Raw genomic sequence first — 25,457 nt, 5'->3', positions numbered from 1 at the left:
AGCGACTAGATTTCTCTAATCGCTTCAATAGACTTGTTTAGGTAATCAAATCTTACTAAATGATTTGAAGATACTCAGGTTTAATATTATGCATGATGATGTTTGCAATGGAGTTAACCCCAACGTGCATCAAATTTGGATCATCAAAATCCACCTGATTTGCAGATTGTCTTGCAATTTGATGAGCAACAATCGCCTCAAGTTTATAATTAGAAACTTCCAACAAAGCCTGAGCTAATTCGTTGCTATATAAATCAACAGAACTTATCCTTGTTTTTTTCCATTGGTTTAACTCCTTTACATCTTTTGATAAGTATATTTTACTTACTTTGAGTATATCACAAAACTCTTGATTGTGAATGGATATCTGTTTAAATTGGGAATTATAAAAAGGATTCGCAGCGCGAATCCTTTTTACGATTACCAAATCCATTTGGCATCAAATTGGGCAAGAAGCTTGTCTGCAGCTTCGGGTCCATGGGAACCGGCTGGGTAGAAGTGGAGGGGACTTTGGTCCTCGCGCCAGCTTTGTTCGATTTTGTCGATCAACTTCCAGCTGGCCTTCACTTCATGCCAGTGGCTGAAGTTGGATGAATTGCTTTGAAGGGCTTCGAAAATCAGTTTCTCATAGCCTTCAGGTCCTTCAGCTCGGTCGAAAGAAGTGATGGCTTGAGGAACAATCTTGAAATCATAGCCAGGTTCTTTTTGGTTGAAGCGCAAGGAGATGCCCTCTTCAGGTTGGATGTAGAGGGTTAAAATGTTTGGTTCTAAACTCTCATTGAAAATGGTCTGTTCTTGTTTAAAGACAATATCCACTCGTGTAGCCTTTTCAGCCAAGCGTTTACCGGTGCGGATAAACATAGGGACATTGCGGAAACGGTCGCTGTCGATAAAGAAGACACCGGCGAAGTAAGTCTCGGTCATGGATTCTGGATTTACTTTAGGCTCTTCGCGATAGCCTGCTAAATCCTGGTTAGCGGTGTATTGTCCCCGTACAAAGTGGCTGGCTAGCTCTTTTACACCAGGCTTCTTCAAGGATTGGAAGACCTTGACCTTTTCTGCCCGGATATCATGCTTGCTGAAGGAATGGGGTTTATCCATAGTTAAAAGGGACAAAATCTGTAGGGCATGGTTTTGAACCATATCCCGAAGGGCGCCGGATTGGTCATAATAATCTCCGCGCTCTTCTACACCTAGCTGCTCGGCTAGTGTAATCTGGATGTTGTGAATGGAGTGGCGATCCCAGATGCGATCGATAATGGGGTTGGCGAACCGCATAGCATAAATGTTTTCGACCATCTCCTTGCCTAGATAATGGTCAATCCGGAAGATCTGATCTTCACGGAAGGAATCCATCAGTTCCTCGTTGAGCACACAAGCAGATTCTAAATCGGTTCCAAAAGGTTTCTCGATAATGAGGTGTTCAAAACCAAGTCCATCGATGATGCTCTCGGATTTAAGGTGTTTGGCGATGGTTCCAAAGAACCGTGGAGACATGGAGAGGAAGAAGAGTTTGTTATTTTCTGCCCGGTAACGATCATTGAGCTGGCTTTGGAGAGCTCGGATATTCTGATAATCTGCTACATTGGTCACATCGTGACTTTGGTAGTAAAAACGAGAAGCAAATTCTTGAGCTTGAGCTTGTTCTGTCACTAAATCTTGAATGGATTCCAAAACAACTGCTTCATATTCTTCTTTGGACCAAGGACGGCGAGACGCTCCAATAACGGCGAAATTGTCTGCTAGTTTTCCAGCTTTGAAGAGACGAAATAGGGCTGGATACAGCTTACGCTTGGCCAGATCTCCGCTGGCACCAAAAATAGTAATGATAGCTTTGGCAGGCATAGGGAACCTCTTTCTGTGTTTTTTAAAATTATACCATATTGAGGTAGATGAAACAGGACTAAGAGTCGGCTAAATCATCAAAAGGAGTCAGTTTATATTGGAAAGAATCCTTTTTTTGATAGTATGAAAGTGGGAAAAGCAATAGAATTGGCAATTCTTAAATATGAGGGAAAGGAGTTGTGTATGGATTGGTATGAATATATGGTGAAGGCTGCAGAAAACTCTCGTTTTAATACTGCTCATTGGTTTCGATATCTTAGAAAAGTCATTTTTGAGGCTTCCACTTATTTAACTGCAGAAGATGTTCAGAGATTAATTGAATCTGAAAGCTTAACGAATTTTCAAAAGGTTAGTTTACAACAGGCAGTTTCAATAGGTTCTCCAACTCATGATTATATCGTTGCTTTGAATAAAAAAAGTCCCTTAAACAATGTGCGACATTTAATGGAGAAGTATAAGCATGGATAAAATGAAAGTAGTTTTCCAAGCTCTAGATCAAGAATTAACCCAAGCTAATCTCGATTTATCAATTATCTGTGTTGGAGGTTTTGTACTTGAATACCATGGTCTTCGAGCAACGCAAGATGTGGATGCATTCTATGAGGAATCACACGAAATAAATAGGATTATTGCAAAAATTGGGAAACTTTTTCATATTAATACGCGTGAGGAACTGTGGTTAAATAATGAGGTGGCCAATTTAAACCCGGCCCCGGATCTTGAGATCTGTGAATGATTATACTCTTTTCAATCTTTAACTGTATATATTGTTCCCCTAACCTATGTGATGGGGATGAAGATTATGAGCTCTCGTGAACAAGATGTGCTTGATATTGGTAAAATTATTAAAATGGAGAAAATGACTTCTCCTTTTGAAACCTTCCGAGCATTGAAAGAGTTAGGATTTGAGAATATGGATTTTTCTGTGCTACTTGAAGGATTCAGTTATGCGTATGGATTGGAATGGCTAGAGAGCTTTTTTGTGGAAAATCAGGAAAAGCTACAGAGATTTTTTTAAAGTTAGCGACCCGAACTTGGGTCGTTTTTTCATGCCCAAAATCTCCAGCCTATGCTATACTTAAGGTTATGGATAAAAATATCACAAGAATTGCAGAAGAATTAACGATTACCCAAACCCAGGTCCAAACTGTTTTGGACCTCCTTGCTGAAGGAGCAACCATTCCCTTTATGGCTCGTTATCGGAAGGATAAAACAAAAGGGTTGGATGAGGTGGAAATCAAGACCATTGCGGATCGAATGGCTAGTCTGACAGCCTTGGACGAACGAAAAGCAACCATCTTGGGCAAAATTGAAGAACAAGGAAAATTAACTCCAGAACTTCAGTCCGCAATTGAAGCAGCTGAAAAAATGACGGAATTGGAAGAGCTTTACCTTCCCTATAAGGAGAAAAAACAAACCAAGGCCAGTCTAGCTCGCGAAGCTGGTTTATCTCCGCTCACACGTCTGATTTTTCAAGGTGCAGACAATCTGGAAGATGCGGCAGAACCTTTGACATCTGAGGCCTATCCAACAGCGACGGCGGCCATCGAAGGGGCTAAGGAAATTGCCATTGAAGCTATTTCTGAAAATCATGGTCTCCGTTCCTGGCTCTACCAAGAAGTCCGTGACAACTCGACTCTGACCAGTCAGTTGAAAGATGAGGAAAAAGATCCCAAGCAAGTCTTTGAAAACTACTATGACTTTTCAGAAAGTCTTGCTAGTCTCCCACCTCACAGACTTTTGGCCCTGAATCGAGGTGAAAAACTTGGAGTCCTTCGCATCAAGTTTGATCACCAGCTAGACAAGATGCAACGCTTTTTCTTGGCTCGCTTTGTCAAAAAAACGGATTTGTTGGCTCAAGTGGTCGATGAAAGTCTGAAAAAACGTCTGCTTCCTGCCATGGAGCGCCGCCTTAAGTCTGAAATGTTGGAAGTGGCAGAAGAGGGAGCCATCGAACTCTTTTCAGACAATCTCCGCCACTTATTATTGACAGCTCCGCTGAAAGGGAAGATGGTCCTAGGTTTCGATCCCGCCTTTCGAACAGGGGCTAAGTTAGCGGTCGTTGATCAGCTAGGAGACCTCCAGACCACAGAAGTTATCTATCCGGTTAAACCCGCTAAAGCCTCTGAAATTGAGGCTGCCAAGAAGCGTCTGAGCCAACTCATCACGGAGTGGAAAATCGAGATTATTGCCATCGGAAATGGAACAGCCAGTCGCGAAAGTGAAGCCTTTGTAGCAGAAGTCTTAAAGGACTTCCCAGAAGTGGCCTATGTCATCGTCAACGAAAGTGGAGCATCGGTATACTCCGCCAGTGAATTGGCCCGTCAAGAATTTCCAGATTTACCGGTCGAGAAGCGGTCGGCTATTTCCATTGCCCGTCGTCTACAGGATCCACTAGCAGAGTTGGTGAAAATTGATCCTCAATCCATTGGTGTGGGCCAATACCAGCATGATGTGAGCCAGAAAAAATTACGAGAGAAGCTAGACTTTGTGGTCGAAACCGTGGTGAACCAAGTGGGAGTCAACGTTAATACTGCTAGTCCGGCACTTTTAAGTCATGTCTCCGGGCTCAACAAAACCTTAACGGAAAACATTGTTCGCTATCGCCAAGAAGAAGGGGCCTTTACCAGTCGCAAGGACTTGAAGAAGGTTCCTAGACTTGGGGCTAAGGCCTATGAGCAGGCAGCTGGTTTCTTGCGGATTCCGGATGCGGCTAATGTCTTAGACCGGACGGGAGTTCACCCGGAAAATTATACGGTGGTGAACAAACTCTTTGAGAAACTTGCCATTGTAGATCTAGACGATACGGCTAAGAGCAAACTGTCCAGTCTTTCTATTTCAGAAATGGCAGATGAACTGGGTGTTGGACCTCTAACCTTGGAGGATATCATTCAAGATTTGTTGAAGCCTGGACGTGATTTACGGGATTCCTTTGCGGGTCCACAATTGCGGTCAGATGTCTTGGATATTAAGGATTTGAAACCAGGGCAAAAACTCGAAGGTGTTGTTCGCAATGTCGTGGACTTCGGAGCCTTTGTAGATATTGGTGTTCATGAGGATGGCTTAGTTCACATCACCCAGTTGAGTAAAAACTTTGTCAAACATCCAAGTCAAGTCGTTACTGTCGGAGACTTGGTGACGGTTTGGGTCTTGGACGTACAGGTCCCTCAGAACCGGATTAGCTTGACCATGGTGGAAGAAAATGGATCTAACTAGCTATGTTCAAAAAGTTTCCCTAGAAGATTTTGGGAAACCATTCAGACACGAGGCCGTGTGGAATCGGCGGCTTCGCACTTCGGGCGGCCGCTTTTTCCCGAAAGACGGTCATCTGGACTTTGCCCCGAGAATCCTTGAGGAGTATGGTGAGGCCGTTTTTCGTCAGGTAGTTCGGCATGAGCTGACCCATTACCATCTTTATTTTGAAAAAAAGGGGTATAAACATGGGGATGCGGATTTTAAGCGCCTGTTGAAAGAGGTGGATGGCTTACGCTATGCACCGCCACCAAAAAATAGCAAGCGACACACCTATGTCTGCTCCGTTTGCGGCCAGCATTTCCAGCGTCAACGGCGCATCCAGCTGGACCGCTATCGCTGTGGCGCTTGTGGGGGCCGCTTGATGGAGGAGATAAATCCGCCTCAAGGCTGATGAAGTCGAACTGGGAACTTGCTATAATGGCAATAGAAAGTGAGGAGATCATCATGACCAAGTATTATAAAATGCGGAAAGGAAAGATTGTTAGTGGTGTATTGGCCGGATTGGCGGATAAATTCAAGATTGATCCGACTCTAGCTCGCGTTCTATACGTGCTCTTCCTGTTACTGACAGATGGATGGGCCCTATTTCTTTATATCCTTCTCTCTGCGATCCTGCCTTATAAAGAAGATTTGATTGAATATGATGAAGAAGTGACCTACAGGGATGGTCGTCGCCGCAAGACTGCGGAACCGATTGAGGAAGACGACTGGACATGGTAGGTCAGAAGGTCGAGACTGGGCGCTGCCCAGTCTTTCTTTTTAGGAAAAGGAAAAATTGTCAGAGGGCTTCTGAGATGCTATAATAAGGGAAAGAAAAGAGGAGGTTGCCATGGCTGTCAAAGTAAGAGAAGTGATGGAAAAGGTTCGCCTGGAACATATTTATGGTCCGGAAAAACTGCTGGAAAAACCGATTTTGACAGGGGATATTTCAAGGCCTGGACTGGAAATTACGGGTTATTTTGATTATTATTCCCCAGAACGCATTCAATTGATTGGGATGAAGGAGTGGTCCTATCTGGGTCACATGACAGCTCACAACCGTTACCAAGTTTTGAAGAATATGCTGCGGGATGAGACACCAGTAGTGATTGTAGCACGTGGTTTACGAATTCCGGATGAGCTCTTGATTGTGGCTGAAGAAAACCAGGTGCCTGTTCTGCGCTCGACCACGGCGACCAGTCGCCTATCCGGTGAGTTGTCCAGTTACTTGGATTCCCGACTAGCTGAACGGACCAGTGTCCACGGAGTCCTCATGGATATCTATGGCATGGGTGTGCTGATACAAGGAGATTCTGGTATCGGTAAAAGTGAGACAGCCTTAGAGTTGGTCAAACGGGGCCATCGTCTGGTTGCGGATGATCGGGTAGATATTTATCCGCGGGATGAAATGACCCTCTGGGGAGAGCCAGCTGAGATCCTCCGTCACCTCTTGGAAATCCGGGGAGTGGGGATTATCGATATCATGAGTCTTTACGGGGCTAGCGCGGTCAAAGATTCTTCCCAGGTCCAATTGTCTGTCTACTTGGAAAACTTTGACATCAATAAGCAATTTGATCGCCTGGGAAATAATCCAGAAGAATTTGAGGTAGGAGGCGTTCGCATCCCCCGGATTCGAATTCCCGTTAAAACCGGTCGCAATATCTCGGTGGTCATCGAGGCAGCGGCCATGAACTACCGGGCTAAAGAAATGGGCTATGATGCGACCGAGACCTTTGAGAATCGTTTGACCCAATTGATTGCGAAAAACGAGGAGGAAGAAGCCAATGAATCCCATAGCCATTGAGCTGGGCCCCTTTAGCATTCGCTGGTATGCCATCTTTATCATTAGTGGCTTAGCCCTAGCGGTTCTTTTGTCCATGCGGGAGGCCAAGTACAAAGGTTGGGATCCAGACCTGATTCTAGACTTTGTCCTCTGGGGTTTCCCAATTGGAATTATCGGAGCTCGGATCTATTATGTTCTCTTCCAATGGTCTTATTACCAAGAACATCCAGAGGAAATGTTAGCCATCTGGAATGGAGGGATTGCCATTTATGGTGGCCTGATTGCCGGGGGGCTCTTCCTGATTTGGTATGCCCGCCGCAACCTTTTATCCCCTTGGACTTTTTTAGATATCGTAGCGCCAGGAGTTCTGATTGCGCAGTCCCTGGGCCGTTGGGGCAATTTTGCCAACCAAGAAGCCTATGGAGCTGTGGTTGAGAATCTGGACTACCTCCCTCAATTTATTCAGAACCAGATGTTTATCGAAGGCGCCTATCGCCAGCCCACCTTCCTGATGGAATCTATTTGGACGGCTTTGGGCTTCCTTATCCTCATTAGTCTGCGCCACCGCCCTCGATTATTTAAAGAAGGTGAATTAGCCCTCTTTTATCTCATTTGGTACGGAACAGGTCGTTTCTTCATAGAAGGCTTACGGACGGATAGCTTGCTCTTAGGACCCTTGCGCGTGTCGCAAATCCTATCTCTCATCTTGGTAATCCTTGGCCTCAGCCTCTGGATTTACCGCCGCAAAAACAGAAACCTCGCTTGGTATCAAGCAGAAAAGTGAAGGAGTTTATATGGTAGAAATTGCTTTTAGTCTCGTAGGCTTGGCCCTCGCCGTTTTTTTCGTCTATTTGACTATTTTTATTCATAAATTGGGAAAAACGGTCGATGAGACCAATCGAACGATTAAGTTGCTCACAACGGATGTTAATGTTAGCCTGTATCAGGTTAATGAACTCATGGCCAAGGTCAATGTGCTAACCGATGACGTCTCTGGTAAGATGGAGACCATCAATCCCCTCTTTGTGGCAGTTGCTGACCTGTCTGAGACGGTCTCAGACCTGAACAACTCTGCCCGCAATCTGGGTGACAAAGCTGTTGCTACAGGTGGAGGAGTCAGTTCTGCTATCAGCCGGACCCTCTTGCGCACGGCCCTTTCGGGACTCGGATCAAAAAAGAAAGCAGGTAAATAACAATGGGTAAATTGTCATCACTTTTATTAGGAGCCGCTACAGGCGCTGCCGCAGCCCTTTTTGTCCAAAGTAAAAAAGGACAAAAAGTCGCACAACAAGCCAAAGATTGGTATGCTGATTATCAGGCTGATCCAGAAGCTACCAAAGAAAAAGTCAGCCAAGCAGCAGCGGATTTGGGACAAAACGTAGCCCAACGCTACGACGAATTCAAGTCAGGTGTGCAATCCGGTGATATCACCGTCCAATCTGTTATGGATGATGTCAAAGCCTTCTCTGAAAAACAAGTGGAAACCTTGACCGAAAAATTCGGGACCAAGGAAGAAGTTGTGGCCAAGGTCAAAAAAGCTGTGACCCCAGAAGAGGAAATCATCATTGACATGGATGAGGAAGACGATGTCGTTGAGGAAGAAAAACCCCTCAAGACCCTTCCCAAAGTATCTGCAGTGCCAGCAGGTTACTATGAGGAAAAAGAGGCTGAAGCTGAGAAAGAAGAATAAATTGAGGTTTGGCCGCAAGGCCAAACCTTTTTCGGAGGAGAAAGTATGACACGTGTAGCCATCATTGGTGCTGGGATAGTCGGTGCCACCGCAGCCTTTTATCTCAGTCAAGAAGAAGGAGTCGAAGTAACTGTCTATGACCATGGAGTTGGCCAAGCCAGCAAGGCGGCAGCTGGGATTATCAGCCCTTGGTTTTCCCGCCGCCGCAACAAGGCCTGGTACCGCCTGGCCCGCCTTGGAGCGGATTTTTACCCCCGCTTGATGCAGGACTTGGAGCAGGCCGGCCAGCCTAGCCAAGCCTATGAGCAGACCGGTGTTCTTGTTTTGAAGAAAAAAGAAGAGTATCTGGATGAAGTCATGGAGCGTGCTCTGGCTAAAAAGCCCGAGTCACCCCTTATGGGAGAGTTAGAGTTCTGGACACGCGACCAAGTGCAGCAGCGATTCCCTGGACTCACTGGTTTTGACCGAGCTTTCTGGGCTAGCGGTGGAGCGCGTGTGGATGGTGGTGTCCTTGTGGAAGATTTGCTGCAGGCCGCAGGACTAGAACCCATCCGTAAGCAGGTAAGTCTGACTTGGCAGGAAGAACAAATTTTGGTCGATGGACAGGCTTACGACAAGATACTCTTAACCACAGGAGCCTGGTTGGGACAAGTATTGGAACCTCTGGGCTATCAGGTGGATGTCCGCCCACAAAAGGGTCAAATCCTGGACTACCAACTAGACGAAGTGACAGACACCTATCCCGTGGTCATGCCAGAAGGTGAGGCTGACCTGATTCCTTTCCGGGATGGAAAAGTTAGCCTAGGAGCCAGCCATGAAAATGACATGGGCTTTGACCTGGAGGTCGACCCGCAAGTGCTTCAGGAATTGGTCGACCAAATGCAGGCCTATTACCCGCGTGTGACAGGCCTAGAAGCGACCGGAGTCCGCGTCGGCATCCGTGCCTACACCAGTGACTATTCCCCCTTCTTTGGTCCCTTACCAGACCAAGATCATGTCTGGACTGTCAGTGGACTCGGCTCAACCGGTCTCACCATTGGCCCACTTTTGGGCCGAGAATCGGCCCTCGGAATTCTTGGAAAAACAGGTGATTTAGACCCAGCAGATTACCCCGTTAGCCGGTATGTAAACCGTTAAAATCATAGTTTCAAAAGGCTCATTTACAGGGCCTTTTTTCTTTAGTTCCACATGGGGTAGAAATAATCACTTAATTTATGGTATAATTGGATGGTTATAGACACGTTTTCATACTCATTTCCTTTCAAATTCTTGCGACTATAAGCATTTTCGGTGACCGTTCATTCAACCGTCATCGACTTTCTGAGTTCCTTAGTTGAAAGGTTCGAGTATACCGATATTGAGATTCGTTAAGTATAAGTTACAGAAAATTATGATAGGAGTTACTATGAGTGCAGACAAGTTAGATCAGGATCCTGACTGGTTGTCCGCTGTCCTTGCCACCTCTGAAACAATCGGACCAAAATCCATCTTATTAATCAGCCAATCTGACCGTTTTGAGATGCTGAAACAGGCTTTGGACAAGGCTAACTACACACTGAATGGTTGTTATTTCCTCGACCAACCTAAGGGAGATTTAGATCAGGGGCAACTCAGTCCCACCAACTTGATAGAATTCGCTCTGAGAGCTACTATTGATGAAGTGCTTATTTATCTTCCAGAAGAAGAAGCGGACGTCACCTCATGGATTGAGAGCTTTGAATCCATGGGGATGACGGTCCATGTCGCTATACCAGGCTACACTTATCCAGATGGACTTAAGCGAGAAGCTAGTATCGCTGGCATCCCTGTTACGACCTATGCGCCGACCTACCACAAGACTAGTCATTTGATTTTTAAACGGCTTATAGATATAGCAGGCGCCCTAGTAGGTCTTCTTATTTGTGGCTTTGTGGGTGTGATTCTTTATCCCCTCATCCGTCGAGATGGAGGTCCAGCCATTTTCGCCCAAGACCGCGTCGGTCGCAATGGCCGGATCTTTAAATTTTATAAATACCGTTCCATGTATATGGATGCGGAAGAAAGAAAAAAAGAACTCATGGCCGAAAACATTATGGAGGGTGGCATGTTCAAAATGGACAATGATCCCCGCATCACCCCCATCGGGAAATTCATCCGCAAGACCAGCTTGGACGAGCTACCACAGTTTTATAATGTCTTGCGAGGTGACATGAGTCTAGTCGGCACACGCCCACCAACCAAACAGGAGTTCTTGGATTACACACCTGCTCAAAAACGCCGTTTGAGCTTTAAACCTGGAATTACAGGCCTCTGGCAAGTCAGCGGACGTAGTGAAATTACAAAGTTTGAAGACGTGGTCGCACTAGATGTGGAGTACATCCAAGACTGGACCATTATGGATGATATTAAGATTCTGCTTAAAACCATTAAGGTAGTGGCTTTTGGAGATGGAGCGAAATAGTTGACTAATATCTTTAACTTCGAATTTTTATGCATAGAGTATTAATTGAGGTATTGAATTCATGAAAAAAGAGGGTTCGGTAAGGATAAACTTCATAATGAACTTTATCCTTACTATCTCAAATTTCTTGTTTCCACTTATAACATTTCCATACATCTCGAGAGTTTTAGGAGCTGCGGGTGTAGGTACGATAAATTTTGCAACATCGATTGTAACCTATTTTTCAATGGTTGGTATGCTTGGGATTCCAACATATGGTATCAGAGCATGTGCAAAAGTCAGAGATGATCAAAAAGAATTAAGTAAAACAGTTCAAGAAATTATGTCTTTAAATGCGATTGTGATGAGTCTATCAATACTGTTGTATTTAATAACAATCATGGCTGTTCCACAACTACGTCAAGAAAAATTACTTTATTTGATTCTATCGTCAACTCTAATCTTTAATGTATTGGGAGTTGATTGGTTGTATAAAGCCTTGGAGAGATACTCCTACATTACAGTCAGATCAATCATTTTTAAGTTTCTATCAGTTCTGTTCATGTTTTTGTTGGTTAGATCAGAGCAGGATTATGTTGTCTACGGGGCATTGACAGTGTTTGCGGCCGTAGGTTCAAATGCCCTTAATTTTATTAATTTAAGAAAAATTGTTGATTGGGTACCTTTAGGTGAATTGAATATAATAAGGCATTTACGACCTACACTGACGTTTTTTTTGCTGACAGTATCGACAACTATCTATCTAAATGTTGATACAACAATGCTAGGTTTCATAAAAGGTAGCGAAGAAGTTGGTTATTACTCAGCTGCTGTAAAAGTTAAGCAAATACTTGTAAGTGTGGTGACTTCATTGGGCGCAGTTTTGTTACCGCGCCTCTCCTATTATGTTGAACAGAACAGAGAGGAGGAATTTAAGCGTTTGACAAAGAAGGCTTTGAACTTTGTAATTGTACTCTCGTTTCCACTAGTGGTGTATTTTATATTGATGAGTCATCAAGCTATTTTGTTTTTATCTGGACCGGAATTCTTACCTGCAACGCTTCCAATGCAATTAATTATGCCAACAGTCTTATTCATCGGATTATCAAATCTGATGGGGATTCAAATTTTGGTACCTACTCACAGGGAGAAATTAGTGGTTTATTCAACTATGATAGGTGCATTGGTAGATATTCTTATAAATTTAGTTGGAATACCATTTTTTGGAGCAGCTGGAGCAGCGTTTGCAAGTATGATTGCAGAATTTTCTGTTGTGTTGGTGCAAATTTTATTTTTGAAAGATTTTATCATTCCACTCTTTAAAGAAATACAGTCTTTAAAGATACTGTTTGCCTTAATAATTTCTACAGCATTCACATCGATTTGTCTAGGAATGTTCGATTTATCAAACTTTTTAACACTTTTAGTTTCCTCTGTAGTATATTTTTCTGTTTATTTAGTAATGTTAATTGTTTTAAAAGAGAATTTCATATTTGATATGATTCACTCTAGTCTAAAGAAAGTAGGTAACATTTAAATGAGTTCATTCGATTATTTAGTAGTTGGTTCTGGTCTGTTTGGAGCAGTGTTCGCATATGAAGCTGCTAAAGCAGGTAAGAAGGTTAAAGTGATTGAAAAACGAGATCACATTGCTGGAAATATTTATACCAATGAGGTTGAGAATATTCAGGTACATGAATATGGGGCTCATATTTTCCATACTTCTGATAAGGAAATTTGGGACTATGTCAATCAATTTGCTGAATTTAACCGCTATACAAATTCACCAGTGGCGAACTATAAAGGTGAAATTTATAATTTACCTTTTAATATGAATACATTTAATAAGCTTTGGGGAGTTGTAACCCCAGAAGAAGCACTGGCTAAGATTAATGAACAAAGAGCTATCTTAAATGGTAAGACTCCTGAAAATCTTGAGGAACAAGCTATTTCATTAGTTGGTACTGATATCTATGAAAAATTAATCAAATCCTATACTGAAAAACAATGGGAAAAGCCAGCAACTGAATTGCCAGCTTTCATTATTCGTCGTTTACCAGTGCGGTTAACCTATGATAATAACTACTTCAATGATACCTATCAGGGAATTCCTATTGGTGGCTATACTCAAATCGTTGAAAAAATGCTGGATCATGAGAATATTGAGGTCGAGACAGGAATTGATTTCTTCAACAATAAAGAAGAATATCTAAAAAGTTATCCGAAGGTCGTGTTTACGGGTATGATTGATGAATTCTTTGATTACGAGCTAGGTGAGTTGGAGTACCGCAGTTTACGATTTGAAACTGAAGTACTTGATATGGAAAACTACCAAGGAAATGCAGTTGTCAACTACACTGATAAAGAAACACCATTTACTCGTATCATCGAACATAAACATTTTGAATTTGGTACCCAACCTAAAACGGTTATTACTAGAGAATACTCTAAAACCTGGAAAAAAGGAGATGAGCCTTATTATCCAGTAAATAATGATCGGAATAACCGATTGTATAAGGCCTACAAAGAACTCGCTTCCAAACAAGAAAATGTCATTTTTGGTGGTCGACTAGGTCATTATCGTTATTATGACATGCATCAGGTTATTGCTGCAGCTTTGCAATGTGTTCGTAATGAATTGAAGTAATAGTATAGAGAGGTCATACTAGTGACAAATATTAAACTGATTGTTGCTACACACAAGAAAGCGGTGATGCCATCAGATAGTGAGCTATACCTTCCAGTTCATGTTGGTAGAGAAGGTAAGGAAAGTATTGGATATATTGGTGACAATGAAGGCGACAATATTTCTAATTTGAATGCATATTATAGCGAACTAACTGGTCTATACTGGGCTTGGAAAAACTTAGACTGTGATTATCTAGGACTTGCACACTACAGGAGATATTTCACATCTAAAAGTAGATTCTTCAAAGATGGCATCAATATTGATGAAGTAGTTCTTAGGCGAGAACAGATTAAGAAACTGATTCATGAAGCAGATGTTATAGTACCCAAAAAAAGAAAATATTATATTGAGACCCTATATTCACACTATGCGCATACCCTTGATGGAGAACATCTTGATATCACTCGAAATATGATACAAGAGATAAGTCCGGAGTATCTGGGTAGTTTTGATAAGGTAACAAAACAAAGAAGTGGATATATGTTCAATATGTTTATTATGAAAAAAGAGTATGTAAACTCTTACTGTGAGTGGTTATTTCCTATTCTGGATAGGTTGTTTGAACAAGTGGATAGAAAGGATATGACTCCATTTGAACAACGTTTTCCAGGACGTGTTAGTGAAATTTTGTTTAATGTTTGGTTAGCACAAAATAAACTAACGGTAAAAGAAGTTCCATTTATGTATCTTGAAAAAGTTAATTTATTCGAAAAAGGAAAATCATTCTTAGCTGCAAAATTTTTTGGAATGAAGTACGGAAAGAGCTTTTAAATATGAATGCAACGCAACCTTTAATTAGTATGGTTTTACCAGTCTATAATGTGGAGAAGTATCTTGAAAAGTGTTTGGAAAGTGTTATAAATCAAACCTATTCAAATTTAGAGATTATCTTAGTAAATGATGGTAGTACTGACTCTTCATTAGAGATTTGTAATGCATTTCAACAAAAAGATAGTCGAATCAAAATATTCACAAAAGAGAATGGTGGTTTATCAGACGCCAGAAATTATGGATTAACAAAGGTAACTGCTAAATATGTCACCTTTGTAGATTCAGACGACTCCATTACTGAAGATTATGTGGAATATTTGTACTATTTACTGGATAAATATCGAACAAAAATGTCAATCTGCTCAATTTTTACGCATTTTCAAACCAATGGGAAGTTAATTGATAATGGGAATGGAACTGAAGGATTACTAGCTGCAAATAAGGCCATTGAGATGATGTGTTATCATGATCTTGTTGACACTTGTGCCTATGCAAAGCTATATTCTATTGAATTGTTTGATAGTATTCAATTTCCAAAAGGTAAATTATTTGAGGATATCGGGACTATTTATAAATTATTCGACAAGTCAAAAGACATTGCCTTCGGTTTTAATGCGAAATATTATTATGAGATTAGACCAAACTCCATTGTCACTTCAAGATTCTCGCATAAAAAGTTTGACTTACTAGATATGACAGATCGGATGAAGAGTTTTGTAGATGAAAAATATCCAGGTATCGAGCAAGCGACTTTAAGAAGAGCAGTTTATGCAAGATTTAGTACTTTAAATCAAATGCTAAATATAACTGAATTTGAAGATGAAAGAAATGAGATTATCGATTATATAGTCTCAAATTATGATTTAGTTATGAAAGATGCTAAAACACCTAAACGTGACAAGGCTGCACTATTCATTTTAAAAAATCTTGGTTTTGGTTTTTACAAAAAAATTTGGGATACATATTTTTATCTACAGCGAGGTATTTAATAATGTTCAAGGAGACGATAAAATATAACTATATTGCGTTTTTAAGAGCTATATTAAAGCCATTTACTGTTATCCCTGTGAAGCAGAATCGTGTTATTTTCGAGTCGTTTGCAGGAGAAGGTTATAACTGCAATCCAAAATATATTAGTTTGGAGCTTCTTGAGCAGTCAAATGGAAGTGCCGAAGTTATTTGGGCATTTACAAATCCAGAAAACTTCAAGTCAGCTCTACCTGAAGATGTAAAAGTTTGTAAGTATAGAAGTCTAAAACATATCTATTACAGATTAACTTCAAGAGTATACGTTTCCAATTTTTTACAGGCTATCGAAGTACCTAAAAATAAGAAACAGATTGTGATTCAAACCTGGCATGGTGGAGGAAGCTATAAAACAGTAGGTTCTGCTGAAAAGGGTCGTCAGTCACCATACATTAAAAGACAGAACATTCAATTGAAAGAAACGGATTACTTTGTTTCAAGTAGTAATTATTTTCGAGATGAAGTAGTTAGAGAGCAGTTCGGTTTTAGAGGCGAGACGATTAATAAAGGAATGCCTAGAAATGATATTCTCATTAATCCAAGAAGTGATGACCGGAATAGTAAGATTAGGGAAAAATTAGGGATTGCTGAGGATAAAATAGTTGTTTTATATGCTCCGACTTGGAAACAAACAACAGGATACTATGAAGAATTGAATGTAATCAGATTAAAGGATTCAGTTAAGGAAAGATTTGGTAGAGAATGTGAGGTTCTATTTCGGACTCATATTTATGGAAATCAAAAACTGAATAATGTTAAATCTGTGTCTGATTATCCAGATATGCAAGAACTTTTGTTAATTTCTGATATTTTAATTTCAGATTACTCATCCTCAATTTGGGATTTTTCATTTACTGGAAAGCCATGTTTCTTGTTTACACCCGACTTAAAAGATTATACTGAGAATCGTGGATTTGATAAGGACATATTCAGTTGGGGATTTCCTGTTTGTTCAAATAATGTTCAATTGGATGAAGCCATCAAATCTTATTCTGAGGAGAACTTTCTAAAAGCAATGGAAAAACACCATACAGATTTAGAATCAACAGAAAGTGGAGTTGCATCGAAAGAGATTACTAGTCTTATTTTCTCAAAATTTCAGTAACAGAGAGTGAGAATTACATGTCAAGGATTAAGTACTTATATACAAGATACGGATTGAAAAATCTGTTATTACGAATTATAAATGATAAATCTCCTGTTCTAACAGTTACCCAAAATGATCATTTGAGAAGACTGATTTGGCAGGAAAAGTATAAGAAAACTTTAAAAAAATTTATTGTCATTTCTAATGATGAGCCAATTAACAAAGAAAGTAACTTTGTTTTTTCATTATGGTTTCAGGGATTTGAAAATGCTCCAAAAATTGTCAAACAGTGTAAAGAACGTGTAGCTGCCTATTGTTCATCAAACGGAAAAGAATTTGTTGAATTGGATGAGAATAATCTTTTTGATTATGTTGATTTACCTGAAACTATCATCACAAAGTGGAAAAATGGTGTTATTTCAAACGCTGCTTTTTCCGACATCTGTAGAGTTTCGCTATTGACAAAGTATGGTGGGCTCTGGTTAGATTCAACAGTTTATTTAACTGATAAAATTGATGAGGAAATTTTAGAGAGTGAGGTTTTCGTTTATCAAGCGTCACCACTAGATTTTTCATCTACTAAAATTAGTAACTGGTTAATGTTCTCTAAGTATCCCCAAAATAGGTTGATTAGGTCATTGTATCTTACAATGCTGAATTTCTATGAAAAAAATAAGAAAATTGGTGACTATTTCATTTTTCATTTGTTTTTTTCATTATTGATAAATGAAGGAGAACTTAAGCGAGATTTTGAATCTATACCTTTTATTTCTAATACATATCCACATCAACTGATGAAGGTGCTCAATAAGTCTTACAATGAAGCTGAATTTCAGAGAATTAAAGATAAGTCTAATATTCACAAATTGACTTATAAGGAACTGGATGAAGGAATTCCAGGAACTTTTTACAAAAAAATCGTAGCTAGGGAATTAGAGGAATAATATGAATATTGCAGTAATTTTTGCTGGCGGTGTTGGAACAAGGATGCAGACCGTCTCACGACCAAAGCAGTTCTTATTGGTTCATGGCAAGCCAATTATTGTTCACACGATTGAACTATTTCAGCAACATCCGGATATTGACTCAATTATCGTTTCATGTATTGAGGATTGGATTCCGTACATGGAAGAAATGAAACATCGTTATAGACTTGATAAAATCAAAAAAATTGTTCCTGGATCAACAACTGGGCAGTTATCAATTTATAATGGCTTAAAAGCCGCTGAAGAAGTTCACGGGACAAAAGATAATGTTGTTTTGATTCATGATGGTGTTCGTCCCTTAATTACACCAGAAACTATCAGCGATAATATTGAATCAGTTAAAAAATACAATTCAGCTGTTACTTGCACAGTTGCTAAGGAAACAGTCATCCTTGTAGATGATAATAATGAGGTTGCAGAAGTACCAGATAGACAAAGTTCAAGATTAGCAAAAGCTCCACAAAGTTTTTGGTTGGAAGAAATTCTAGCGGCTCATAGAAAAGCTCTAAGTGAGGGTGAAGATAACTTTATTGATTCCTGTACTATGATGAGACACTATGGATACTCTTTGCGTGTCGTAATTGGACCTAACGAGAATATTAAGATTACTACACCTGATGACTTCTATACCTTTAGGGCACTGTACGATGTTCGTGAAAACAATCAATTGGAGCAATAGAGCATGAAATACTATGTTAAAGAATTACAGCTAGTTGAAAATGTACAAAAAACAGCTGGACTAAAAGCCCGAGACGATGTTGAGAAGATTTTAAGTAATAATGGTTTTAGTGAAATTATTGCATCTGCAGAGGCAAGTGATCGTAAAGGAATGGGAGTTGTAAAAACTTTTCAACATCACCTTTCACTAAAAAAAGTTTGGGATAAAACTTTTGAACCACTAGTAGAAAATGACATTGTGGTTATTCAGTTCCCCTTGATTAATCATACAATTTTCTTTAATAAAAATGTAAAAGCGTTGCGAAAAAAAGGTGTAAAAGTCTATCTATTGATTCACGACTTAGAATCCATGAGATGGATGAAACTAGATAGCGTACCTTGGAAAAGTAAGTTTCGGTTGGGAATCGAAGAAATAAGTGTGTTAAAAGAAGCTGACGGTATTATATCTCATAATCAGTCAATGACAGATGTACTTGTCGAGAAGGGAATTTCAGCTAGAAAAATTGAGAATCTTGAAATTTTTGATTATTTGATACCTGACTTTGAAGTTAAGAAGGATTCAGACAATCATCTCAAAGTTATGCCTATAATTGTTGCAGGTAATCTTAAACCATATAAAGCTGGATATTTGTATAACCTACCTAATCATCCAAATTTTAATCTATATGGTATAGGATTTGAACATAAAGAACAAGGAAATATTTTCTATAAAGGCTCTTTCCTTTCTGATGACTTACCTTTCGTTTTAGAGGGGGGCTTTGGATTAATTTGGGATGGTCCGTCTATTGAAACATGTGAGGGTGTTCATGGTGATTATTTGAGAGTAAACAATCCTCATAAAACATCACTCTATTTAGCATCAGGTATTCCTGTAATCATTTGGTCACAGGCTGCACTTGCAAATTTTGTTGAAAAGAATAATTGTGGGTTTGTTATAGACACAATTCATGACATCGAATCAAAAATTGAAAAGATGACAACGGAGTCCTATAATGAACTAAAAAAGAACGCGGAGTTAGTTGGATCAAGTCTAAGAAATGGTTCTTATACGATAGAAGTTTTAAAAAAATTGAGGAAAAAGCATGAACTTAGATTTTATTAGTAACAATGTACTTGAAGAAGATTTTAAAGAGATTGCAGATAGTAATTTTCCCTTTAATAAATTTCGGGAAAAAAATTTTTTTATTTCAGGTTCAACAGGTCTAGTAGGTTCTAATTTGGTAAAAAGCTTAGTTTATTTAAATAGATATCATGACTTAAATTTAAAAATCTATTTGCATGCAAGAAATTTCAAAAAAATTAATGAAATTTATGGAGATTTGTCGAAATATCCGGAAATGAAAGTAGTTCTCGGTGATATTACTTCTCCATATAATAGCTATATTTCAAGTAACTTACAGATCGACTATATTTTCCATGCTGCTTCAGTCACTACATCACAGATGATGGTGAATAATCCAGTTGATACAATTAAAGTCTCTCTTGAAGGAACAATGCAAATGCTCGAGTTAGCAAAAGATAAACAGGTTGAAAGTTTCGTATATCTATCATCGATGGAAGTTTATGGTGAATTCAAGAATAAAGAGACAGTATATGTTTCTGAAGATATGCTTGGGTTTATAAATCCTCTTTCATTGAGAAGCAACTATCCGGAATCCAAACGAATGTGTGAGAATCTTTGTGTTGCATACAACAGTCAGTACGGAGTTCCAACAAAAATTGCTAGATTGTCGCAAACTTTCGGAGCAGGTATCCTACCAGGAGAGAATAGAGTTTTTGCACAATTTGCGAGAAGTGTTTTAAATCAAGAAGATATTATTCTACATACTGAAGGGAAGTCTGAAGGAAATTATTGTTATTTAAGTGACTGTATTCGTGCACTGTATTTAATTTTGAGCGACGGAGAAAATGCGACCGCTTACAATGTTTCAAATGAAGCAAATCATATTTCCATCGCTTCAATGGCAAAACTAGTTGCTGAGGAGTTAAGTAATAATTCTATTAAAGTTGTTTTTGATATCCCTGAAACCAATCTTTATGGTTACGCGGTCCCAAGTAGATTCAAACTTAACACAGAGAGATTATTAAATCTTGGTTGGAAACCGAAGTACGATTTGGTTACTTCATACAAGCGAATGATTAAGAGTATGGAATTGTCTTCAAATGATGGTGACTCATAGAAAGGGAAATTTCTCTTTTTTAAGGACCAGGCAGCCAAGTAGTAATTAAACACTTTACATTTTATGTATTTTTTACTTGATTCTGCAATATTATTTATCGTTGGAATTCAATCTAATATTTGTGCATTAAGGAAGGGATCTACATTGACTTTTACATTTTCACCTAGAGAGTTTGTAAACTCATCATTTTTATATATGATAGCACTTTCTGTCATTCTTAACACAAGAAGCATTTGGATGCATATATATGGGACGGGGAATCGGTTTTCAGACTATGTTTTTATGCTATTGTCTTTAGGAGTATTGGGATACTTCTTTACTAAACCTCAGGTATCAAGAAAAAATGTTCATAGTGCAATTGCAATCGCTGTTGGAGTTTTTTTCTACATTGGATTTTGGATTTTGGTTACAAGATACAATATGCTGCCTGCACTAAAGTTTGCTGCATCAGCCCTAATTCTTGTTTTCTTTTTTCTTATACAAGAGTCTATTGAACGTCATGAACTACTATTAAAATACAGAAATGTGATGATAATTATCGCCAGCTTATCTTTGATTATTTGGATGTTCGGATCCTTATTTCATCTGATTCAACCTACTGGTGTAGTACAGACTGTTTGGACGAATACTGGGCTTCCAAGATCAGTTCCTAGTTATTTTAATCTGTATTTTGAAACTCAGAGAATTTCTGATATTACAAGAAATACAGCAATCTTTACTGAAGCTCCAATGGCCTCACTCCATTTCTCAATAGCACTATTAATTGAAGCCTATATTCAAAAGAATTTTTCCTCAATGAGATTTGGTCTATTTTCTATAGCTATTCTAAGTACATTTTCTACTACTGGGATTGTTTCACTTATTCTAGTTTTTCTACATAAATATTTATTCACACGAGGTAGGTCAAATCTGTTACAAGTATTAAAGATTGTTATGCTTCCGTTAATCCTTTTCGTAGCGATTTATGTAGTTTGGTGGCTTATAGAAACTAGGCTGGGAACAAGTTCCGGTTCCGTTCGTATGGATGATTTTATCATCGGTATTAGAGCTTGGTTATTGAATCCTTTCTTTGGAAACGGGTATTTAAACACTGCTTTTATAAAACAATTTATGGGTATGTGGCGAAGTGAAAATACTGGATTTAGTAATTCAATTACGATGCTATTGGCATCTGGAGGTGTTTACATGGCAATGCTCTATATTGTACCAATCCTATCAAATCTTAAAAATATGAAAAAAGCTATGCTAATACCATTTTTGCTTGGTAGTATCTATCTATTTATTTTTACAATCATACCATTTGAGTACTTAACGATAGTATTGATTGTGTTTTTAAGTTCATATAAGTTAGATAAAACTGCATATTTGATGTAGCAAAGTTGAGAGAATTATTAATTCAGTGCTTAATCTAAAGTATAGAATCAATTGTAATTTGTTTGAATGTTTTATTTCTCATTCTTAGAATGAATATAAATGGAATTGTTTTGATGATGTTATTCAGTTGACTAAAAAAGATCACACTGAAACAGCACCTTGACTTTCCATTTTTTTCGCAAGGGGCTACAATGGTATGTCATAAATTGCTTGTAAGCGTCCAATAACAAGGTGTCTTCAAATCAACTAGAAATCTAGCTATACTATTCTTATAAATCATCAGGTTGGAGATTGATATGCTAGAATCTAGCTTGTTGGTTATGATAAATCTACCCGATTTTGGCCGGGTTCATCTGTTAACTGGTAAAACAGGTTAGAGTCAAGGAATCGACTCCTTTCCTTACTTAGTTCGAGTTGAGTGGTTCATGAAAAGATTTTCAATCACTCCTGCTATAAAAACCATGAGTCCGGGACAAAAAGGCTCTGATTAATGAAAAAGGATTGGAAATCACATCAATTTCCAATCCTTTTTGTTAGCTCTAAACACAAAGAAACAGCGACCAAAAGTACCGCTGTTTCTTTGCTTTTTAAGGTTAGCCTTAGTAAAATATAAGTAAGCAAAAATAATAATAGAAAGGCTTTCCTTATGTACATTCACTATAACACAAAACAAACAACATTACCACTTGAAATTTCATCCTGTTTACCAAATGACCACATTGTCTTTTCAATTGAAGAATTTATGGAACAGTTTGAATGTCCTGAATTGGATCAGATGTTCCGTATTCATGGGAGACCCTCATACCATCCTAAAATGATGCTTTCTGCCATCCTTTACTCCTATTCTAGAGGTATCTATTCAGGAAGAAAAATAGCGGAATTGATGGCAGATAGTTTGTCCATGCAGTATCTGACAGGGCAATTGATAGCTTCTTATCGAACTATCAATCGTTTTCGTGTACTCCCTGGTATGGAAAAGGTGATTGAAGAGCTATTCGTTAATTTTAATTGTTATGCAAAAATGAAAGAATTAGTCACCTTGGATACAATGTTTGTGGATGGTACCAAGATTGAAGCAGATGCCAATAAATACACGCATGTCTGGAAGAAGGCCACAGATAAATTTCAAACAAAATTACAACATACCCTCAAAACAGATTTTGTGGACGAAATTCAACCCCTTATCGATCAAGCTATTAAAGATGAGATGGAGGAGGAAATCACTCCCGAACATTTGAAAGAGTTCGCTCAGCTTCTTGAAGAAGAAATCCAACATTTGGATAAGGATATTCGTGAACAACCGACTAAAGGAAAGGATCCAAGAAAGACCAAACGCAGAGCCGTCAAAAAAGTTTTGAACAAAGTCCAAAACGATTATTTGGTGCGCCTAGAAAAATACAATCATTACCAGTCCATTTTTGATGGTCGAAATAGTTTTTCAAAAACCGATACGGACGCTACTTTTATGCGTATGAAAGATGATCATATGAAAAACGGTCAATTGAAGCCAGGATATAATCTCCAAATAGGGACAGAAAATCAATTTGTCCTACACTTTGATGTGTTTCCAAATCCTACCGATACTCTGACTCTATTACCTTTCCTTGATTCCTGTCATCTGGATATTAAAACTCTTGTAGCGGACGCGGGATATGGAAGTGAGGAAAATCTCTTAGCTTTAAATGATAAAGGGATTGAACACTACATTAAGTATAATACCTTTGACAAGGAACAAACTCGAAAACATCAAAAATCCAGCAAGAATATGGATAATTGGACTTATGATCAAGAACAAGATAGTTATACTCATCCAGAAGGGTTCATTTATACTTTTAGCCACGTTGAGCATAGAAAAACTACAACAGGGTTTCTTCAAGAAATAAAAGTTTATAAAACAAACCAACCAGATCAAGCTCCTCAAAAGGGGTTATACATAAATGAACGGTATCAAATCTTAAAAAACGAAGCAAAAGAAGCGCTTTTATCAGCTCAAGGACAACAAATTTTTGCAAAACGCAAAATTGATGTCGAACCAGTTTTTGGGCAGATAAAGGCTTGTTTGGGTTACACAAGATGTAATCTTCGAGGAAAAAGGAAGGTGAAGATTGATATGGGACTAGTTCTCATGGCCAATAATCTTAAGAAGTTAAATAAACATGAGGGAAAAAGACTAATAAAATAGAAGGAGGCATCACTCAGTAATACGAGTTAGCACCTCCTTCTATTTTTATGATTGATGAAATCTTTTTGTCCCGGACTCTTTAGCTATAATTAGATTATCAATAAAGGGAGAATCTTATTTTGGAAGAACTATCGGATTTTATCCAAAAACAAGAAGTTATCAACGAAAGTCTAGTAGATGAAATCTTTCTTCTAAGTGAACAAGTGGCTTATTTAACCCAGAAACTACAAGGTAACTCATCTGAGAAGAATTCTGTTCAGTTAAGTCAAATGAGTCTTTTGGGAGAAGAAATACCTATCCAAGAAGATTCTGACTTATCCAATTGAAACAGAGACGATTACTTACAAACGAAATAAAACAAGCGGACGTAAGTAAGCGATCCTTGACCAACTTGAACCAGAAGAAGTTCATCATCGCTTAGAAGATTGTGTTTGTCCTGATTGTGCTGGTGAATTGAAAGAAATCCCGAGTTTATCACTTTGTGTTGTAACCAATCCAGTTCAATCGCTTGATAGAACTGGATTTTTTTAATATTTTTTGCACAAAACGCTTGTTGTATACGGTTATGTATGGTATAATGGAAGTATGGCTTTTATTAAAACAACTACGAATAAAGAAGGTCGTACTCACGTTTATCTTGTTGAAGGATATCGTAAGGACGGGAAAGTAAAACAAAGAATACTTCACAAATACGGTTTGCTTGATGAAATGGAAGAAAGCGAACCAGGTATCTTGGATCGACTGAAGAAGGAGGCTAAAGCTGGCCTTTTAAATCCAGAAAAAACTATCCAAGTTACCTATGATCTACTTGCTCCCATGAATGAACCAGACAAATCTTATGGCTGGATGGTATTTGATGATATTTTTGAAGAGTTACGGCTTCCCAATTTTTTGAAGCAGCTAAAAACAAATGCCAAATTCGATTTGACAAAAGCACTAAAACTCCTTGTCTTCCAGCGAATTTTAAAACCAGACAGTAAGTTAGCGACTTTTGAATCTCAAGAAGATTTATTTGGAGATTGGGATATTAACTTGAATGCAGTTTATCGTCTCCTTGATAAACTAAACCCAAATTATTCATACCTAACTTAAAAACCTTCCAGAAACCGTATTGATCACAGGGTTTCTGGAAGGTTCTGCTTTTCACCCATTGGGTGAAACATTCGACTAGACAAAAAAGGATTTCCCCTTTATGATATAAGTGCATAAAAAATATAAAAAGAAAGGAAATCCACATGTTCAGTCTAACAAATAATAATGCTAAAAACAATAATTTTTCTTTTGAGGGAGGAAATCTTACGAATTATGGCGGACTGATTCTCTTTAAAGAATTGTTTGAGGTCTTGAAGCTGGCTGAGTTAATTTCCAAATATTTAGTCACTAATGATCAACGCCATTCCCCTCTTTACTCAGACACAATGATTGTTATCCAACTCATTTTTCAAATTCTAGCGGGTCATGATACAGACTATGCCTGTCAAGAATTGAAAGATGATGCTTATTTCTATCAGCT

At 38.8% G+C, this 25,457-nt stretch carries 27 protein-coding genes and 1 pseudogene; 26 read left to right on the top strand and 2 right to left on the bottom strand.

The window, feature by feature from the left end; genetic code table 11:
• Positions 1-55: 55 nt before the first annotated feature.
• On the bottom strand, positions 56-433 hold the full coding sequence (locus tag I1A59_RS02850) for a hypothetical protein (protein WP_210766433.1): 378 nt from the start codon (positions 431-433) through the stop codon (positions 56-58).
• A complete protein-coding gene (gene zwf / locus I1A59_RS02845; RefSeq protein WP_196091308.1) occupies positions 421-1,845 on the bottom strand; it encodes a glucose-6-phosphate dehydrogenase in 1,425 nt (474 codons plus the stop codon). The genes I1A59_RS02850 and zwf overlap by 13 nt, the downstream gene beginning before the upstream one ends.
• 183 nt (positions 1,846-2,028) lie before the next feature.
• On the opposite strand from zwf, the gene I1A59_RS02840 reads away from it, so the two are divergent.
• The 26 genes and pseudogenes from I1A59_RS02840 to I1A59_RS02715 form a co-directional block, all read left to right on the top strand.
• Positions 2,029-2,313, top strand: a complete 285-nt coding sequence (locus I1A59_RS02840; RefSeq protein WP_196091307.1) for a hypothetical protein — start codon at positions 2,029-2,031, stop codon at positions 2,311-2,313.
• A complete protein-coding gene (locus I1A59_RS02835; protein WP_196091306.1) occupies positions 2,306-2,581 on the top strand; it encodes a DUF6036 family nucleotidyltransferase in 276 nt (91 codons plus the stop codon). Before I1A59_RS02840 ends, I1A59_RS02835 begins: the two co-directional genes overlap by 8 nt.
• Positions 2,582-2,647: 66 nt before the next feature.
• Positions 2,648-2,863 (top strand): hypothetical protein, encoded by a 216-nt coding sequence (locus I1A59_RS02830; protein ID WP_210766430.1) that lies wholly within the window; start codon positions 2,648-2,650, stop codon positions 2,861-2,863.
• Positions 2,864-2,931: 68 nt separating this feature from the next.
• The gene (locus I1A59_RS02825; protein ID WP_196091304.1) at positions 2,932-5,061 is read left to right on the top strand and encodes a Tex family protein; all 2,130 of its coding nucleotides are present in this window, start codon (positions 2,932-2,934) and stop codon (positions 5,059-5,061) included.
• The gene (locus I1A59_RS02820) at positions 5,048-5,491 is read left to right on the top strand and encodes a SprT family protein (protein WP_196091303.1); all 444 of its coding nucleotides are present in this window, start codon (positions 5,048-5,050) and stop codon (positions 5,489-5,491) included. Before I1A59_RS02825 ends, I1A59_RS02820 begins: the two co-directional genes overlap by 14 nt.
• Positions 5,492-5,541: 50 nt before the next feature.
• Complete coding sequence (locus I1A59_RS02815; RefSeq protein WP_196091330.1) at positions 5,542-5,820, top strand: PspC domain-containing protein; 279 nt, start codon at positions 5,542-5,544, stop codon at positions 5,818-5,820.
• Positions 5,821-5,929: 109 nt separating this feature from the next.
• On the top strand, positions 5,930-6,883 hold the full coding sequence (gene hprK / locus I1A59_RS02810) for an HPr(Ser) kinase/phosphatase (protein WP_196091302.1): 954 nt from the start codon (positions 5,930-5,932) through the stop codon (positions 6,881-6,883).
• Positions 6,864-7,646 (top strand): prolipoprotein diacylglyceryl transferase, encoded by a 783-nt coding sequence (gene lgt, locus I1A59_RS02805; RefSeq protein WP_196091301.1) that lies wholly within the window; start codon positions 6,864-6,866, stop codon positions 7,644-7,646. The genes hprK and lgt overlap by 20 nt, the downstream gene beginning before the upstream one ends.
• A 10-nt stretch (positions 7,647-7,656) precedes the next feature.
• Positions 7,657-8,055 carry a DUF948 domain-containing protein gene (locus tag I1A59_RS02800; RefSeq protein ID WP_196091300.1) on the top strand — a complete coding sequence of 133 codons (399 nt, stop codon included), beginning with the start codon at positions 7,657-7,659 and terminating at the stop codon, positions 8,053-8,055.
• Positions 8,056-8,057: 2 nt separating this feature from the next.
• On the top strand, positions 8,058-8,552 hold the full coding sequence (locus I1A59_RS02795) for a YtxH domain-containing protein (RefSeq protein WP_196091299.1): 495 nt from the start codon (positions 8,058-8,060) through the stop codon (positions 8,550-8,552).
• A 45-nt stretch (positions 8,553-8,597) separates the two neighbouring features.
• Entirely contained in the window at positions 8,598-9,689 is a 1,092-nt protein-coding gene (locus I1A59_RS02790) for an FAD-dependent oxidoreductase (RefSeq protein ID WP_196091298.1), read from the top strand.
• A 253-nt stretch (positions 9,690-9,942) separates the two neighbouring features.
• Entirely contained in the window at positions 9,943-10,992 is a 1,050-nt protein-coding gene (locus tag I1A59_RS02785; RefSeq protein ID WP_196091297.1) for a sugar transferase, read from the top strand.
• A gap of 61 nt (positions 10,993-11,053) precedes the next feature.
• Positions 11,054-12,508: a flippase gene (locus tag I1A59_RS02780; RefSeq protein ID WP_196091296.1), complete on the top strand. Its 1,455-nt coding sequence runs from the start codon at positions 11,054-11,056 to the stop codon at positions 12,506-12,508.
• Positions 12,509-13,618 carry a UDP-galactopyranose mutase gene (gene glf, locus I1A59_RS02775; protein WP_196091295.1) on the top strand — a complete coding sequence of 370 codons (1,110 nt, stop codon included), beginning with the start codon at positions 12,509-12,511 and terminating at the stop codon, positions 13,616-13,618. It abuts the gene before it with no gap.
• Positions 13,619-13,639: 21 nt separating this feature from the next.
• Positions 13,640-14,431, top strand: coding sequence for a DUF4422 domain-containing protein (locus I1A59_RS02770; RefSeq protein WP_196091294.1), 792 nt, complete (start codon positions 13,640-13,642; stop codon positions 14,429-14,431).
• A gap of 2 nt (positions 14,432-14,433) precedes the next feature.
• A complete protein-coding gene (locus tag I1A59_RS02765) occupies positions 14,434-15,420 on the top strand; it encodes a glycosyltransferase family 2 protein (RefSeq protein ID WP_196091293.1) in 987 nt (328 codons plus the stop codon).
• Between the two features lie 2 nt (positions 15,421-15,422).
• Positions 15,423-16,562, top strand: coding sequence for a CDP-glycerol glycerophosphotransferase family protein (locus I1A59_RS02760; protein WP_196091292.1), 1,140 nt, complete (start codon positions 15,423-15,425; stop codon positions 16,560-16,562).
• Between the two features lie 53 nt (positions 16,563-16,615).
• Positions 16,616-17,488, top strand: a complete 873-nt coding sequence (locus tag I1A59_RS02755; protein WP_196091291.1) for a capsular polysaccharide synthesis protein — start codon at positions 16,616-16,618, stop codon at positions 17,486-17,488.
• 1 nt (position 17,489) lies between these two features.
• Positions 17,490-18,209, top strand: a complete 720-nt coding sequence (locus I1A59_RS02750) for an IspD/TarI family cytidylyltransferase (RefSeq protein WP_196091290.1) — start codon at positions 17,490-17,492, stop codon at positions 18,207-18,209.
• Between the two features lie 3 nt (positions 18,210-18,212).
• Positions 18,213-19,310 (top strand): galactofuranosyltransferase, encoded by a 1,098-nt coding sequence (locus I1A59_RS02745; protein ID WP_196091289.1) that lies wholly within the window; start codon positions 18,213-18,215, stop codon positions 19,308-19,310.
• Positions 19,291-20,388: an NAD-dependent epimerase/dehydratase family protein gene (locus I1A59_RS02740; protein ID WP_196091288.1), complete on the top strand. Its 1,098-nt coding sequence runs from the start codon at positions 19,291-19,293 to the stop codon at positions 20,386-20,388. Before I1A59_RS02745 ends, I1A59_RS02740 begins: the two co-directional genes overlap by 20 nt.
• A 144-nt stretch (positions 20,389-20,532) precedes the next feature.
• Entirely contained in the window at positions 20,533-21,762 is a 1,230-nt protein-coding gene (locus I1A59_RS02735; protein WP_196091287.1) for a hypothetical protein, read from the top strand.
• A 646-nt stretch (positions 21,763-22,408) separates the two neighbouring features.
• Positions 22,409-23,944, top strand: a complete 1,536-nt coding sequence (locus I1A59_RS02730) for an IS1182 family transposase (RefSeq protein ID WP_196091286.1) — start codon at positions 22,409-22,411, stop codon at positions 23,942-23,944.
• Between the two features lie 119 nt (positions 23,945-24,063).
• Positions 24,064-24,270: a transposase gene (locus I1A59_RS02725; RefSeq protein ID WP_196091285.1), complete on the top strand. Its 207-nt coding sequence runs from the start codon at positions 24,064-24,066 to the stop codon at positions 24,268-24,270.
• Between the two features lie 259 nt (positions 24,271-24,529).
• Positions 24,530-25,012 (top strand): annotated as a pseudogene (locus I1A59_RS02720) (IS1634 family transposase); the annotation flags it as partial.
• Positions 25,013-25,179: 167 nt separating this feature from the next.
• Positions 25,180-25,457, top strand: a 278-nt coding sequence (locus I1A59_RS02715) for a transposase (protein ID WP_196091284.1), incomplete at its 3' end; no start/stop codon positions are given.

The organism is Streptococcus sp. NLN76, assembly GCF_015686645.1.
Lineage (GTDB): Bacteria > Bacillota > Bacilli > Lactobacillales > Streptococcaceae > Streptococcus.
The sequence above is the reverse complement of the archived record's forward strand: the minus strand, read 5'-3'. Positions and strand labels throughout refer to the sequence as shown.

What these genes read in the sequence shown, in the direction of transcription:
- I1A59_RS02850 (WP_210766433.1), bottom strand. Translation starts at nt 433, where the DNA reads ATGGATTTGGTAATCGTAAAAAGGATTCGCGCTGCGAATCCTTTTTAT.
- zwf (WP_196091308.1), bottom strand. Translation starts at nt 1,845, where the DNA reads ATGCCTGCCAAAGCTATCATTACTATTTTTGGTGCCAGCGGAGATCTG.
- I1A59_RS02840 (WP_196091307.1), top strand. Translation starts at nt 2,029, where the DNA reads ATGGATTGGTATGAATATATGGTGAAGGCTGCAGAAAACTCTCGTTTT.
- I1A59_RS02835 (WP_196091306.1), top strand. Translation starts at nt 2,306, where the DNA reads ATGGATAAAATGAAAGTAGTTTTCCAAGCTCTAGATCAAGAATTAACC.
- I1A59_RS02830 (WP_210766430.1), top strand. Translation starts at nt 2,648, where the DNA reads ATGAGCTCTCGTGAACAAGATGTGCTTGATATTGGTAAAATTATTAAA.
- I1A59_RS02825 (WP_196091304.1), top strand. Translation starts at nt 2,932, where the DNA reads ATGGATAAAAATATCACAAGAATTGCAGAAGAATTAACGATTACCCAA.
- I1A59_RS02820 (WP_196091303.1), top strand. Translation starts at nt 5,048, where the DNA reads ATGGATCTAACTAGCTATGTTCAAAAAGTTTCCCTAGAAGATTTTGGG.
- hprK (WP_196091302.1), top strand. Translation starts at nt 5,930, where the DNA reads ATGGCTGTCAAAGTAAGAGAAGTGATGGAAAAGGTTCGCCTGGAACAT.
- lgt (WP_196091301.1), top strand. Translation starts at nt 6,864, where the DNA reads ATGAATCCCATAGCCATTGAGCTGGGCCCCTTTAGCATTCGCTGGTAT.
- I1A59_RS02800 (WP_196091300.1), top strand. Translation starts at nt 7,657, where the DNA reads ATGGTAGAAATTGCTTTTAGTCTCGTAGGCTTGGCCCTCGCCGTTTTT.
- I1A59_RS02795 (WP_196091299.1), top strand. Translation starts at nt 8,058, where the DNA reads ATGGGTAAATTGTCATCACTTTTATTAGGAGCCGCTACAGGCGCTGCC.
- I1A59_RS02790 (WP_196091298.1), top strand. Translation starts at nt 8,598, where the DNA reads ATGACACGTGTAGCCATCATTGGTGCTGGGATAGTCGGTGCCACCGCA.
- I1A59_RS02785 (WP_196091297.1), top strand. Translation starts at nt 9,943, where the DNA reads ATGATAGGAGTTACTATGAGTGCAGACAAGTTAGATCAGGATCCTGAC.
- I1A59_RS02780 (WP_196091296.1), top strand. Translation starts at nt 11,054, where the DNA reads ATGAAAAAAGAGGGTTCGGTAAGGATAAACTTCATAATGAACTTTATC.
- glf (WP_196091295.1), top strand. Translation starts at nt 12,509, where the DNA reads ATGAGTTCATTCGATTATTTAGTAGTTGGTTCTGGTCTGTTTGGAGCA.
- I1A59_RS02765 (WP_196091293.1), top strand. Translation starts at nt 14,434, where the DNA reads ATGAATGCAACGCAACCTTTAATTAGTATGGTTTTACCAGTCTATAAT.
- I1A59_RS02760 (WP_196091292.1), top strand. Translation starts at nt 15,423, where the DNA reads ATGTTCAAGGAGACGATAAAATATAACTATATTGCGTTTTTAAGAGCT.
- I1A59_RS02750 (WP_196091290.1), top strand. Translation starts at nt 17,490, where the DNA reads ATGAATATTGCAGTAATTTTTGCTGGCGGTGTTGGAACAAGGATGCAG.
- I1A59_RS02745 (WP_196091289.1), top strand. Translation starts at nt 18,213, where the DNA reads ATGAAATACTATGTTAAAGAATTACAGCTAGTTGAAAATGTACAAAAA.
- I1A59_RS02740 (WP_196091288.1), top strand. Translation starts at nt 19,291, where the DNA reads ATGAACTTAGATTTTATTAGTAACAATGTACTTGAAGAAGATTTTAAA.
- I1A59_RS02730 (WP_196091286.1), top strand. Translation starts at nt 22,409, where the DNA reads ATGTACATTCACTATAACACAAAACAAACAACATTACCACTTGAAATT.